The sequence below is a fragment of the Bifidobacterium eulemuris genome, from assembly GCF_014898155.1.
GTDB classification, from domain to species: Bacteria; Actinomycetota; Actinomycetes; order Actinomycetales; family Bifidobacteriaceae; genus Bifidobacterium; species Bifidobacterium eulemuris.
In genome coordinates this window covers 2,114,072-2,128,020 of record NZ_CP062938.1, presented here as the reverse complement: position 1 = coordinate 2,128,020, position 13,949 = coordinate 2,114,072, and the positions used below count along the sequence as shown (strand labels likewise).

11 protein-coding genes and 1 tRNA gene are annotated in these 13,949 nt (G+C 62.4%); 1 reads left to right on the top strand and 11 read right to left on the bottom strand.

Annotation, left to right across the window (positions count from 1 at the left end; translation table 11 throughout):
* Nucleotides 1–5: 5 nt before the first annotated feature.
* From rplK to obgE, 7 genes are all read right to left on the bottom strand, one after another.
* A complete protein-coding gene (rplK, locus tag BE0216_RS08935; protein WP_094637740.1) occupies nt 6–437 on the bottom strand; it encodes a 50S ribosomal protein L11 in 432 nt (143 codons plus the stop codon).
* A 265-nt stretch (nt 438–702) separates the two neighbouring features.
* The gene (nusG, locus tag BE0216_RS08930) at nt 703–1,575 is read right to left on the bottom strand and encodes a transcription termination/antitermination protein NusG (protein ID WP_094637738.1); all 873 of its coding nucleotides are present in this window, start codon (nt 1,573–1,575) and stop codon (nt 703–705) included.
* A gap of 44 nt (nt 1,576–1,619) precedes the next feature.
* A complete protein-coding gene (gene secE, locus BE0216_RS08925) occupies nt 1,620–1,844 on the bottom strand; it encodes a preprotein translocase subunit SecE (protein ID WP_072723350.1) in 225 nt (74 codons plus the stop codon).
* Nucleotides 1,845–1,878: 34 nt separating this feature from the next.
* Nucleotides 1,879–1,954 (bottom strand) — tRNA-Trp (locus BE0216_RS08920).
* A gap of 112 nt (nt 1,955–2,066) precedes the next feature.
* Nucleotides 2,067–3,275: a pyridoxal phosphate-dependent aminotransferase gene (locus BE0216_RS08915; RefSeq protein WP_094637737.1), complete on the bottom strand. Its 1,209-nt coding sequence runs from the start codon at nt 3,273–3,275 to the stop codon at nt 2,067–2,069.
* Nucleotides 3,276–3,497: 222 nt separating this feature from the next.
* The gene (gene proB, locus BE0216_RS08910) at nt 3,498–4,631 is read right to left on the bottom strand and encodes a glutamate 5-kinase (RefSeq protein WP_094637736.1); all 1,134 of its coding nucleotides are present in this window, start codon (nt 4,629–4,631) and stop codon (nt 3,498–3,500) included.
* Nucleotides 4,632–4,634: 3 nt separating this feature from the next.
* Nucleotides 4,635–6,311 (bottom strand): GTPase ObgE, encoded by a 1,677-nt coding sequence (gene obgE, locus BE0216_RS08905; protein WP_094637735.1) that lies wholly within the window; start codon nt 6,309–6,311, stop codon nt 4,635–4,637.
* A gap of 264 nt (nt 6,312–6,575) precedes the next feature.
* Here obgE and BE0216_RS08900 point away from each other — a divergent pair, with 264 nt between their 5' ends.
* Entirely contained in the window at nt 6,576–6,947 is a 372-nt protein-coding gene (locus BE0216_RS08900; protein ID WP_094637734.1) for a hypothetical protein, read from the top strand.
* A 6-nt stretch (nt 6,948–6,953) separates the two neighbouring features.
* Here the strand turns inward: BE0216_RS08900 and BE0216_RS08895 are convergent, their stop codons facing one another.
* The 4 genes from BE0216_RS08895 to BE0216_RS08880 all read right to left on the bottom strand — a co-directional run bounded on the left by BE0216_RS08895 (nt 6,954) and on the right by BE0216_RS08880 (nt 13,624).
* Nucleotides 6,954–7,997, bottom strand: a complete 1,044-nt coding sequence (locus tag BE0216_RS08895; protein WP_094637733.1) for a class C sortase — start codon at nt 7,995–7,997, stop codon at nt 6,954–6,956.
* On the bottom strand, nt 7,966–8,478 hold the full coding sequence (locus BE0216_RS08890) for an HTH domain-containing protein (RefSeq protein ID WP_094637732.1): 513 nt from the start codon (nt 8,476–8,478) through the stop codon (nt 7,966–7,968). The genes BE0216_RS08895 and BE0216_RS08890 overlap by 32 nt, the downstream gene beginning before the upstream one ends.
* A 143-nt stretch (nt 8,479–8,621) precedes the next feature.
* Complete coding sequence (locus BE0216_RS08885; RefSeq protein ID WP_094637731.1) at nt 8,622–10,319, bottom strand: SpaH/EbpB family LPXTG-anchored major pilin; 1,698 nt, start codon at nt 10,317–10,319, stop codon at nt 8,622–8,624.
* A 140-nt stretch (nt 10,320–10,459) separates the two neighbouring features.
* The gene (locus tag BE0216_RS08880; protein ID WP_158217255.1) at nt 10,460–13,624 is read right to left on the bottom strand and encodes a Spy0128 family protein; all 3,165 of its coding nucleotides are present in this window, start codon (nt 13,622–13,624) and stop codon (nt 10,460–10,462) included.
* Between the last annotated feature and the right edge of the window lie 325 nt (nt 13,625–13,949).

The following is a 13,949-nucleotide window of genomic DNA, read 5'->3' as shown; positions in this document are numbered from 1 at the left end:
CCTTATCAGTCCGTGACCGTGATGCCCATCGAGCGGGCGGTGCCCTCGATGATCTTCATGCCGGCCTCGACGTCGCGGGCGGACAGGTCGGGCATCTTGATCTCGGCGATCTCGCGGACCTGGGTCTTGGTGACGGAGCCGACCTTGTGGGTCAGCGGGTTCTCGGTGCCCTTCTCAACGCCGGCGGCCTTGAGCAGCAGAGCCGCGGCCGGCGGGGTCTTGAGGACGAAGGTGAAGGAGCGGTCTTCGTAGACGGTGATCTCAACCGGCACGACCTGGCCCATCTTGTCCTGCGTGGCGGCGTTGTACGCCTTGCAGAAGTCCATGATGTTCACGCCATGGGAGCCGAGGGCCGGACCCAGCGGCGGGGCCGGATTGGCCTTGCCAGCCTGAATCTGGAGCTTGATCAGCGCCGAGACTTTCTTCTTGGGAGCCATAGTATGGTTCTTCTTTCTATAACGCGGTGCAATCGGTCGCCGTTCGAGCCTTGCCCACCCCCCGCGCGACGCTTGACTCGTTTCTCATCGCCGTGGGTTGGCAAAGCGCGGGCGGTCTCCTCCCGCAACTTATATTGCTGTGCTGTGATGGCGGGTCTCCCCTCCAGACACAAGCTTTCCTATTATGCCGATTCCGGTGGACATTCCAATACACGAAAACCCAGCCGGATGGGCTGGGTTTCGCAACGGATTGGTGGGTTTAGGCTCAGGCGAGCTTTTCGACCTGATGGAACCCGAGCTCCACGGGCGTGTCGCGGCCGAAGATGGACACGAGCACGGTGAGCTTCTGCGTGGTCGGCTCCACATCGGAGACGACGGCGGCCATCGTGGCGAAGGGGCCATCGGTGACGGTGACCTGGTCGCCCACGGCGTAGGAAACCTCGACGGCGCGCTTCTTGGCGGCGGCAGGCTTGTCGCCGGCGGCCTTCAGCGCCTCGGAGGCGATCATCGGGGCCATCATAGCCACGACTTCCTTGCGGCTGAGCGGCGCCGGATCCTTGGACGGGCCGACGAATCCGGTCACGCCTTCGGTATCGCGCACGATGCGGCGGGCGTTCTCGTCCGGCCACATGCGGATGAGCACATAGCCCGGCACGCGAACGCGGGTGATGACCTTCTTGCCCTTGTCGGTGTGCTTCTCGACCTCTTCCATCGGCACCTCGACCTGGAAGATCTTGTCCTCCAAGCCGAAGGATGCGACGCGGGACTCGATGTTGGCCTTCACGCGCTTCTCATAGCCGGAATAGGTGTGCAGCACGTACCACTTGCCGTCCAGAGCACGCAGGCTCTTGGAGAAATCATCGATGGCCTTCTGCCCGGCGTCGACGGGCTCGGCGTCGTCGGCGATCTCACCGGTCTCCTCGTCGACGGCGGGAGCGACGGTCTCATCCTCATCGGATTCAGATTCGGTTGCAGATTCCGCGAACTCGACGGCCCCCTCAACCGTCTCGGCTTCAGCGGACTCATCAACGGGAGTTTCGGCGTCAATAGCCTCAAAATTCACGTCGGGAACCTCGACGGACTCCTCCTCGACGACCGGGGGGAGATCCAGATTCTCAAGATTCACTTCATCACTCATGCGTTTTATTCACCTTTTGTTGGGGTGGGTTCAGGGTTATTCGATCAGCCGAACACCCACAGCACGAGCTTGCCCAGACCGAAGTCCATGCCCGTGACGAGGGCCATCAGCAGCAGCACGAAAATGAACACGGCCAGCGACCAGAAGAACAGCTCCTTGGCGGTCGGCGTCACGACCTTGCGGAGCTCGTCGATGATCTGCTTGATGAACATGCCGACGCGCATGAAGACATTCGGCTTGACCGCTTTTGTGCTGCTTTTCTTAGCCATATCCGTCCTTCATGGTGTTCCGGGTTATCAAACTTGGCAGGGAAGGCGGGACTCGAACCCACAACCTACGGTTTTGGAGACCGTTGCGCTACCAATTGCGCCACTTCCCTAGGTGAACTCTGCCCATGCTACACGATACGTGGAACGTATGCGTTCGCATGGGGCAAAACCGCCAAGGTGTTACCTTAGCAGTACATCACGATTTCGGCAACTCGTGTGTCGCTACGCTTCGACATAGGCCTTGAAACGGCGCATGCCCTCGGCCAGCTGGTCGTCGGCGAGCGCGTACGAGAAGCGCAGATATCCGGGCGCGCCGAAGGCCTCGCCGGGCACGGCGGCCACATGGGCCTCGTCGAGCAGGGCGGCGGCGAATTCGGCGGAGGTCGCGGACACGGTGCCGTTGGGGCCGAGCGCTTTGCCGAGCAGGCCGTAAATGCTGGCGAAGGCGTAGAACGCGCCGGTCGGCGTCGGGCATACCACGCCGGGGATGTCGTTGAGCGCGGCGACGATGGCCTTGCGGCGCACATCGAAGGACTCGCGCATCGCATACACCGCGTCCAGGGTGCCGGCCACGGCGGCCAGAGCGGCGCGCTGCGACACGTTGGCCACGTTGGAGGTCATATGCCCCTGCAGTTTGGCTGCCGCTTTGGCCACCTCGAGCGGGGCCACCATCCAGCCGACGCGCCAGCCGGGCATCGCGTAGGTTTTGGCCACGCCGTTGAGCACCACGAGCTGGTCGCGGCATTCGGGCACGGCCGCGCCGATGTACGTGGTGCGCGCGTCATCGTAGTTCAGGTGCTCGTAGATCTCGTCGGAGATGATCCAGATATGGTGTTCGACGGCCCATTCGCCGATGCGCCTGATGGTTTCGGGGCTCCACACGGCACCGGTCGGGTTGTTGGGCGAGGTGACGATGATCGCCTTGGTGCGTTCGGTGCGCGCCGCCTCCAGCGCGTCCATATCGGGCTCGAATCCGCGGTCGGCGCCGACGAACACTTCGACGGGCACGCCGCCGGCCAACTTCACGGCCTCGGGATAGCTGGTCCAGTACGGCGTGGGGATGATCACCTCGTCACCCTCGTTGAGCAGCACTTGGAAGATGGAGTACACGGCCTGCTTGCCGCCGTTGGTCACCACCACCTGGGCTGGGTCGACCTCATAGCCGGAGTCGCGCAGCGTTTTGGCGGCGATCGCCTCACGCAGCTCGGGCAGCCCGGGGGTGGGCGTGTACCGGTAGTTCTTCGGATCGCGCACGGCCTCGGCCGCGGCGTCCACGACATAGTCGGGGGTAGAGAAATTCGGCTCTCCCGCGCCGAATCCCACAACGTCGACGCCGGCGGCCTTCATCGCCTTGGCTTTGGAATCGACGGCCAGCGTCGCGCTGGGAGCCACTTGGTTGATACGGTCGGAAAGGGTCTGCCACTGAGCCATAGTCATGCGCACCATGCTAACCCCAACACATGCCAAAGAACAACGATTTAACCAGTTGCGCCATATGGCGGACGACTTTATGCGGATTAGGGGTGTCCAGTGGTTAAAGCGTTGTAAGTGACATAGCGTCAATCACAACGCTTTAACCATAGGGGGTATAAGCCCTACCGTCGTTAAGCCGTTTTGCGTTCAAGGTGGTTAAATCGTTGTACAACGAGAACGTCATACCACAACAAGATCATCCCGGTGCACCAGCGGATGCGCGTATTGATCGCCCAAAAAGCGTTTGAGCTGGGCGGTATTGCGCCCCAACATCTGCGGAATCTCCTCGGAGTCGAAACCGGCCAGACCGCGTGCCAGATGCGCGCCGGCCTCGTCGTCGATCCATACGGGATCGCCCGCGGAGAACGCGCCCTTGACTTCCAGAGCACCGGCCGCGAGCAGCGAGGCCAGACCTCCCCGAACGGCCTGGGCCGCGCCCGCATCCACGACGATCGTTCCGCGCGGTTCCGCGGCGAATCCGATCCACAGCCGCCGCGACGAACCCCGCTGCTTGACCGGCGCGAACACTGTGCCGACGGGATCGCCCATCAACGCCGGTCCCGCGTTGGCCGCGCAGGTGAGCACGGCGGGGATGCCGGAGACGGCGGCCACACGCGCGGCCTCAAGTTTGGTGACCATGCCGCCGGTGCCGACCTTCGACCCGGCACCGGAGACCCGGATATCGCCCAGCGCGTCGATCACGTTCGGCACGTAGGCGATGCGCCGCGAGCCGGGCTGCGAGGGCGGGGCCGTGTAGAGCGCGTCCACGTCGGTGAGCAGTACCAGCGCGTCCGCGCGCACCAGGTTGGCGATAAGCGCGGAAAGCCGGTCGTTGTCGCCGAAACGGATCTCGTTGGATGCCAGCGAATCGTTCTCGTTGACGATCGGCACCACGCCGAGGTCGAGCAGCCGTTCCAACGTGCGCTGCACATTGCGGTATTGGGTGGCGCGGATCGTGTCTTCGGCGGTGATGAGAATCTGCCCCACGCGAATGCCGTAACGCGCGAACGACGCCTCGTAGCTGGCCATGAGCAGGCCTTGCCCCACGGCCGCGGTGGCCTGCTGCGTGGCCACGTCGGTCGGCCGGGAATCGAAACCAAGCAGGCCGAAACCGGCCGCGATGGCACCGGACGAGACGAGCACGACGCGCGCGCCCATCAGCCGCACCTGCGCCAACGCCGTCACCAGCGCGTCAAGACGTTCCGGGTCCAGACGGCCGTCGGAGTCGGCCAGCGAGCTGGATCCGACCTTGACGACCACGGTCTGCGCGGCGGCGATGGCGCGGCGCACGTCGGCCTGCGATGGTGTGGACATTCGCTATTCCTCCGCGCCTTCGCCGCGGCCGAACAGGCTGTGCTCGTCGTGACGGTCGTCGTCGATGGAGGGGTCGGCCCAATGGCCGGCCTTGCGTTCGGCCATCATCGCCTCGCGCACGGCGGCGCGCGCGTCCATCATCTCGTGGTATTCGCGGCGGCGTTCCGCGTTGGTGCGGCGGTGGGCGCGCGTGTCCTGCTCCTCAAGGCGCAGATCCTTGCCGCGCGCGCCGAGCTGCGTGCCGTCGAGCATCTCCGCGCCGGCGGAGATCGTCGGATCCCAGTCGAAGGCGACGGCACGGTTGCCGCGGCCGATGCGCACCTCGTCGCCGGGATGCGCGCCCTTGCGGCGCAGCTCGTCCTCGACGCCCAGCTTGGCGAGCCTGTCGGCCAGATAGCCGACCGCCTCGTCGTTGTCGAAGTTGGTCTGCATCACCCAACGTTCCGGCTTGGCGCCCAGCACCTCGTACCAGAATTCGCCGTTGGCGTTCTCCTTGCGTTCCACGGTGAAGTCGAGCGCGTTGCCGCCCTCGTCGGCGCGGCGGCGTCGGCGGCCCTCCTGCTCGAGCGGCTTGATGACCACGCGGGCCTCCTCTTCGGCCCGTTCGCGCTCGGCGACTTCCTCGCGCATTTTCACCACCATCTCGGACAGGGCGAAGTTGAGCTCCTTCAGGCCCTTATGGCTGGCGGTGGAGATCACGAACACGGGGAATCCCTTGGCTTCGAATTCGGGCTTGACGAATTCGGCGAGCTCCTCGGCCTCGGGCATGTCGGCCTTGTTGAGGATGATCACGCGCGGGCGTTCGGGAATCGGAATCGCGCCCAACGGCAGGTCCAGCGAGCCGGCGTATTCGGCGAGCTCGTGCTCCAGCGCCTCGTAGTCGCTGATCGGATCGCGGTCGGGTTCCAGCGTGGCGCAGTCGATCACATGGGCGATGATCTCCGTGCGCTCGATATGGCGCAGGAACTCGAGCCCCAATCCCTTACCCTGGCTGGCACCGGGAATCAGGCCGGGCACGTCGGCGATGGTGTAGCGGCGGTCGCCGGCGATGACCACGCCGAGATTCGGCACCAGCGTGGTGAAGGGGTAGTCGGCGATTTTCGGCTTGGCGGCGCTGATCGCGGCGATCAGGCTCGACTTGCCGGCGGAGGGGAAGCCCACCAGCGCCACGTCGGCGATGGATTTGAGTTCCAGAATCACGTCGCGCTCCTCGCCCAGCTCACCCAACAGCGCGAAGCCGGGGGCGCGGCGGGTGCGGTTGGCCAAGGCGATGTTGCCCAGTCCGCCGGAACCGCCCGCGGCCACGACGAAACGGTCGCCCTCATGGCGCAGGTCGGCGAGCTGGTCGCCGGGACGGCGTTCGCCGCCCTGCGCGCCTTTCGCGCTGAACACGACGGTGCCGCAGGGCACGGGCAGGATCAGATCCTCACCTTTGGAACCGTCTTTGTTGTCGCCCAAGCCCATGGTGCCGTTGCCGGCCACGCGGTGCGGCATGAAACGGTAGTCGAGCAGGCTGGTGGCGTTACGGTCGGCCACGAAGATCACGGATCCGCCGTCACCGCCGTTGCCGCCGTTCGGGCCGGCCAGCGGCTTGTACTTCTCGCGGCGGATGCCTGCCGAACCATTGCCGCCGTCGCCACCCTTGACATGGACGGTCACTCTATCCACAAAATCACTCATAACGCTCTACCTTACATGCCGGGGTTGCCGGGTTCGCCGCGCTGCGTCCTACGCGCGACCCGCAGACCGGATGTGGATCGTCGGCCAGTTATCCACAACTCGCCGGCGTTCCGTCGCTGGATGCACATTCGCCATTCGCGCTGGACATGGGGCTTTGCGTCTTTCTACCGTTGTGCATAGCGGTCAGCACACGAAAGGATGATGCCATGCATGAACAGGGTTCGGCGTATGACAATAGTCATACAGACGGTTACACTGGAAAGCATGAGCAAGCAATACTTGGCCAAAGACGGCACGCCGATCACCGAGGAGCAGATCGCCGCATGGGCGCAGCAGGCCGAAGACGGATTCAGCTCACCAGGCGTCACTCTGCATCGCGAATCCGATCCTTTCGTCATCCGCCGCAACGACATGCGCGCGCATACCATTCGTGTCCCCGAAGCGCTTTGGCGCATGGTCGAACGGGTCGCGCAGGAACGGAACATCACCGCCAGCGAATTCACCAGACAGGCGTTGGACCAAAGCCTCGCGCGCACGCCGCTCACGCGCGACCAGAAAATCGACCTTTACGCCGAGGCGCACGGACTCTCCCGCGAGGAAGCCATCAACCGTCTGCTTGACTCCGCCCTATCGTAACGATATTCACCGCGGCCAGTGGGAGGCGTGACGGATCTGACGCCAGGGGGCGGTGCGGCGGCGGCTGAATATCACGGCGAAGACCAGGCCGGGGATGGCGGCGACGGCCACGGCCCACGCCACCAGAGTGCGCACATCGCCCGGCGCGTCCTGCGGATCCGGAATCGGCATCGGAATCTCCTGGCGCACGCCGGACACCAGCAGGCGATGCGTGTTCGCACCGTACGGCGCGCAGGTCATCAGCGTGACGCGATCCTCGCCTTCGACGATTCTGAGTTGGCTGGTGTCGTCGGGCTCGATCACCGTGATGCGGTCCACACGGTAGCCCAGCGTCTCCCCCATCACCTCGATGTAGAAGAGATCCCCCACCTTCATCTCGTCAAGCCGCGTGAACATCAGCGCCTCGACCAGACCGCGATGCCCGGTGATCACCGCGTGTGTGCTTTCGCCGCCCACCGGCAGGCTCGAACCGTATAGATGCCCCGCGCCGGAGGCCAGCGCGCTTTCCGACGTGCCGTGGTAGATCGGCAGGTTCACGGAGATGCCGGGGATAAGGATGGAGCCCATCACCCCACCGCCGGTGTCCAGCAGACTCTGGTATTCCTCGTCGCCCGACGCCTGCGAATCCTCCTCGTTGGAGGCTTGCGAGCCGCCCTGCACCCGCGCGAACGGGTCGACGGCCTCGCCCATCACCGGCTGCCCGGACTGGACGAGGCGTTCGTTGTAGGCGCTCGCCGCCGCCAACGATTCCTCCGCCTGCGGATACGGCCACTCCGCCACGGTTTGCGCCGCCTGCGACGCCGCGGATTCGAGCCGACGGTCGGATTGGTATTGCAGGGCCAGCGGATATCCGCCCACACCGATGGTGACCAGCGCCATCACGCACACCGCCAGACGCATCAGCAACAGTCGGCGTCGCAGACGGCGATGACGACGCGCCTGATCGGAAACGTCGATCACATGCGCGAAGTCCTGATCCGTGCGTCCTGGTCCCGTCGTAGCGGACCGCCCAAGAGATTTACCGTTCGTCGGGCCGAGCGTACGCGCCATCGCCCCCGCCCCGTCTCGCCAACTGTGCGCGCAACCGCTCCACCTCGCGCTCCAGCTCATCGATCCGCCGAAGCTGCTGGCGGCAAATCAGCTTCCATAACGAATCATCCTCATGCTCGGCATCCCATGGAATCTCATTCGGCAGGTCGTTATGCCCCTGACGGAAATGCCGCAGATAGACGGCCACGAGACGGTCCCGCTCCTTGACGAATTCATCCGACTCCTGCAGACGCGGCAATTCACTCACCTTCCATCTGGCCACGCAACGCTCGATTCGCTTATGACCTATCAGACTTGGCTCCAAACCCGCATCACGAAAAATCTGGACGGGCGAATCACCGTTGGCATACCGCAGCATGCAGTATTTCTTGAACTCGTCGCTGTAGCGCAACTGGTTGCCGGAAACATTCCGCACAGCCGGCAGCGACAACAGATATTCGATATCCTGCGGCGTGAACCGCGTGGGTCGTTTCATCGCCATAGCCCCTCGTTTTCCCCTTGCGCCGAACATGACTATCGTCCCCTCATCATGTAAACGCATATGGCCTACGCAAACACGTATTGGCCTCCAGCATATTCGAGCCGAAGGCCAATACTTCAGATTTCAACGGTGTGGACGCGAGTTCAGCGCATCAGCTCCTTGCGGGTCTTGCGGGACTTCGCATACAGGGTGACGGTCGCGCCGGCGAACAGCGCCGTCGCCACGACGAACAAGGTGAGTCCCACACCGCCGGTCAACGGCAGTTGGGCGATGTTCTTCACGTTGGTCACGGTGACCGTCTGCCCCTGCGAGGTGACGAGTTCTCCCCACTGGGTTGGGTTGACGCCGACCGTGCTTGCGCCGCCATCGCTTGTCGGAGCGGTCACCGTCACATTGAATGCCGGCAGGAAGGACGAATAACCCGCTGGCGCTTGGGTCTCCTTGACGGTGTACTCACCATTCAGACCGGTGATGGCGACGGGAGCGCCGTCCAGTGTCGTGATGGTAGTGGTGGTGGTTCCGCCGGATTCGCCATCGGCAAGCTTGTATTCCGTTCCCTCCGAGTTCTTCACGAACTGCAGCGCATTGCTTTCGCCGGTTTCCCCGCTTCTGAAGACCTGGAACTTGGCACCGGATAGCCGCACGCCATCTTTGTTGAGTTTGTCGAGAACGAACTTGCCGGTATACACCTTCACGGTGCTTTGCGGCTGGCCGAAGGAGGTCATGCTCGGATCGTTGCTGTACTTGAGAATCACGGTATTGAGGTTGCCTTCCCCCTCCACGACCGCGGAATCGGTCACGGTCGCGTCGTAGGTGACGACAACGGCTTTGCCGACCAGACTGGAGTCCTGCCCCGCCGTATAGATGTATTGCGACAGGTCGAACCGCACTTCCTGGGCATCGTTCTCATAAGGATTGTTGACGGCGTAGCCAGTCCCATCCGCGGCTGGCGAAAGCATATTACCGCCCACCTTCACCGTGACGTTGCCCGCGTACTTCAGGCCCGCGCCCAGCGTGTCGATGAACTGGTAGGCATACCCTGTGCTCGCATAACCGGTGGTGGACGGAACCGTGCTGGTGAGCGTATAAGTCACCGTCTGACCGACGGCGACGGCCTGCTGGTCGACGCTTTTGCTCACGGTGAGCGTGTCGTTCTTGAAATTGATGACCACGGGATCCGTATCAGGAGAATCCGGCGAGACCAACTGTGACCCCGTCACCTTACCGGTGGACACCACCATAGGGATGGCCTGCGTCACATTGTCGGAGGCGGTGCTGGTATCGACGATCAGCCATACGCCCGATTCGAGGGTTATGGTGGCCGAAGGCGACTCGTCATTGGTCGCCGTTAACGAAATATCATTGACTCTGGTGTTCGTAAAATCCGGATCATTAATATGGCTCTTCAGCGACTCCGCAAACCTGCGGGTATTGCCCACCCATGGAGCCGAAGTGGCGGAGCTGTCGTCAAGCACACCATTCTGCGACAGCGCCCAGGCCAGCTGGTCCGTTTTGGTGTCCGGTACGGTGAGACCGTTGGCATTGGTGGCGGCAACCGCGTCCGTCAACGCCGTATGGATGGTCGCCGCATCGGCGATCGTCTTCACGGTATACGCCACACCACCGCCGTCGCCATCGTTGGCGATTTGATAATAGTCGGCCAGCTTATATGCCGTCAGCTTGCGCCCAGCCAGCTGCGCCGCACTGTCGGCGGTGAACTTCACCGTCGACATCGAGTCCACTCTGGTTTCTGCCGCACTGGCGGGGGCCACGCCCAACGCGACCCCTGCCAACATCGCCGTGGCGGCGGCGATGCCGGCGACCAGTTTCCTCATGTTCATAAGTGTCCCTTCCTTTCGTTGCTTTGGTTATGGATCGCGGGCTCGGAACGGGATCTCTCCCACGTCCATACTCCGCAGTTCTTTCGTTTCCCGACGCGCCTTCGCGAGAGAGGAAACAAATCCCTATGTCAGCTCGCGTCTCATATGGCGCTGCTTTCTCTCCGGTGTCTCCACCATCCGACTCCGGCGGCGCTCAGCACGGTCACGCCCGCGAGCGCCAATCCCGTCCGCAGGTAGTCCCGGCCGGCCGCTTCACCGGTCAATGGCAATACAGCCACGCGATGGAACCGATTGGTGAACTCCGCGGTGGGCTGCGTGCCATCCGCCGCCGTAACCGCCGCGTTCGTCGCACCGCCGTCATCGTCGCGCGTCCGCGTCATCGAGACCGTGGCGGCGAGTCCGCCGGTGTCCGCATCCACGGCGACCGTCACGGTCACCATGTATTCGGCTTGCGAATACGTCATGCCGTCCAGGGGATCGCTCGGGTTCAGTTCGGTCAGCGAGTAGACGTACGCGCCCACCTGGCTGTAGCTGATGGGACCGAAACTTGCCATATGGTTCACGGAATTCCGGTCGATCGTCATGTCCGTCTGATTGCCGGTCGAGCCGGCGGGCAAAGGCGCGCCATCTTGACTTGCCAGCACAAAGGCAAAGCTGTCCGAATCGCTCCATTCCTTGCCTTCCAGAATCTTCTTGACCTGAATCGTGGCCTGCGTGGAACTGGGCGAGGTCGTCAATTTGCCGTTGTTGCCGTGGTACACCGCCACATACCCGTCCACTTGGCTGAGGTTGTTGGGATTGCAGTACTGGTAGGTGGGCGCGTAGGCGTGCACAGCGGTGTCGGTGTTGTTGGTGGATATTGTTTTGTCGGTGTGATCCGCCAGATATCCCAGACGTATACGCCCCTCGGAGACCATCGCATTGCCCGAGGCGTCACTGCTGATCGCCGAGTCGCTGAATTGGGAACGCGCGCGCAGGGTCAGGTCGGTGATGACGCCGCCGTCGCCTTGATTCGACTGCCCGTAGTATTGCAGGCCGATGCAGTACTGTGTGGTCGGGGCACTTTGGATGAATTCATCATGATTCACCTGCGTCGCTTCCGCCACCGTAGCGGGGCAGCTTCCGTCCGTACCGACATGGTAGATCGGCATCGCGGACTGCACGGAGTAGAACGGATTGTCTTTGGCCGGGTGGAACACTGAGACCGCGTCGCCTTGGGTTTGTCCCCCGGTGGCGTTCGAGGCGTTCGTGGACTTATACGTCGCGCCGCTGTACCGGTTGGTAAGGAAATACACCTCGCCCGTTTTGGGATCCACGTGGGTTTTCGTGTAATCCTCGCTGACCGCGCTTGCCACCAATGCGCCGTCTTCCGAGATGATCCTGTCTTGGAGCCCTACCTCATACAGCACGCGGATCGGATATTCCGTCGAGGTCTCATTGGACGCCACGCTGCCGTCAGCACCCAATGTCACCGTATTCACACGCAGGGGAATCAACGCGGCGGGAATACGGATCGTAAGCGTATAGGTGGGCGATTCCGACGTGGTACCAGCATCCTGAACCACCCAGATATCCAAACTGCTTAAGGCATGTTTGCCGTACAGCGACGTTTCGACCTCTCCGTCGGCACGGTACCGAACGCATGGCGTTTCGCCGGCGCCCTGGGTGCCGTCGGCGTTCAGCACCGGACATGTCGAGTTTTCGTTTTCCTCCCGTTGCGTACTGTATTTCACTCCGTTGTACAGCACGCCGACCACGGACTTCACATCCATATACGATCCGATGGGATCGGTGTAGGTGATATACCCGGAGTGGAAAGCATCCGAGCCGACCTTCGTAGGGGTTTTCGCGGCCTCCGTGATCAGCGAGGCAATCGACTGGAAGGCCTCATTGAGTTGGTCCGAGGACTCCGCGGCGAAGTACTGCGTCATGTAGTCCTTGGACGTCGCGTCATGGCCGTCGTTGGGATGTTGGACGTTGTATTTCTTTTCGTCCTTCCATGCCACGGGATTGCCATCCACGTACTTCACCGTGGGCCGGCCGCCATTCAGATACTCGGCCCAAGCGTCCAACACCTCGTTGGTGGCATGGCATGCGTTCTCTTTCTGGGTGTTCACATCGTTGTCGGTCGGGCAGTTCTCCACATACTGCGATTGCTTAGGATTGAGCACCAGATTGGCCATGCTGACCATACTGCCGGTCTGCTGGTTGATACTGAAGCCGATCGTGTATACATTCGGCTCGACCGTCGACTGATCTTCTGCGTTTGCGTTGTAATGGGCGCGGATCCTGTTTTTGAAGTACGCTGCGGTCAGCATGGGGAGGAACCCGTTGGCGCTGTGGGCGTTGCTGTTGTCGCCGCTGCCGATGGAGTCGTTGCCGTTGTATTTCAGGCCACTCCACCATTGCCCGCCGTTCTCTCCTCTGGTGAGTGTTGAGCCTGTCGCCGACTCGGAAATGGTCGTCGGCGCGCCGTCCGACATCAGCACGACGTTCGGAAGTCGTTTGAGCGTGGAGCCATCGGAGGCCGTAAACGTGACGTCCGTGGCTTCCGCGAGCAGCTTCATGCCCTCATACACGCCGTATTGGATATTGGTTTTCGAGTCGGTTGTGCGCGTCTGCGCGCCGCAATCGCCGAAATTGCAAGTCACCGTCGCGATGCCGTCGTTCGCGTTCTTTAACCTGAAATCACTCAACGTGAAGAACTGGCGGACGCCCTCGGCCGATTGATCCAACAGATTGACCGTATCCTCACTCAACTCCTGCAATGGCAGGAACGTCGAGCCGGTTCTGTTGAACGTCACCACCGCCACCCGGTTGTTCGGATTCGCCTTGGCCAGGGCGTCGATGGCGGAGTTCAACGAGTCGACCAGATACTTGATGCGTGAATCGCTGCCGTCCGCTTTGGAGACTTTCTGCGAGTTCACACCCCAAGTCATACTCGCTGAGAAATCCAGAATGAACACCGTGTCCGACGGACGCTGGTTGCTCACCGTTTGGGAGGTGGCCAGTGCGGAATAGGCGATCAGGAAATCATTCTTCGGGTCGGACGCCGACACTGAAATCGATTTGTCCCCATCATTGTCGGCGAACGTGGCAGTGCCGTCGAATACCGTCTTATCGGTCCACACGCGCCCAGCGTATTGGGTGGTGTTTCCGGCACCCAAGAAGTCCTCCGATTTGTAATCGTTCTCGGTGCCGCCGTCAACCGCTTTGTCGACGTTCGATGGACTGTTTTGGGATTCACCGGCCTGCTCGGCAAAGGCGACATCGCCGCTGAAGCCCACCGTCAGCATCATCACCATGGTGGCCAACACCGCGACGAAACGACCAACAAGATGACCCCGACGGAAGGCAACGACCCCCGTCGCGTGCCGAGGACGATCTTCGGCTTCGCCGTCATCGCCCCCTCGAGTTCGTCGCCTTCGCTGGTTCATATCGCGGTCCATTCCTTCATGGCGTCCATCACCCCGTCAACCAGCCGGAGCTCTCCCCCGACGACATTGACAAATCAGTTCAGGCACTTAACATAACTCCGTTTTGAGGAAGGAAATCGGGGGAAAAGGACACAATCCCCCCCCCCCCTCGCAATCCGGCCCAGAATCAACCGACACACACCCCTCAAACAGG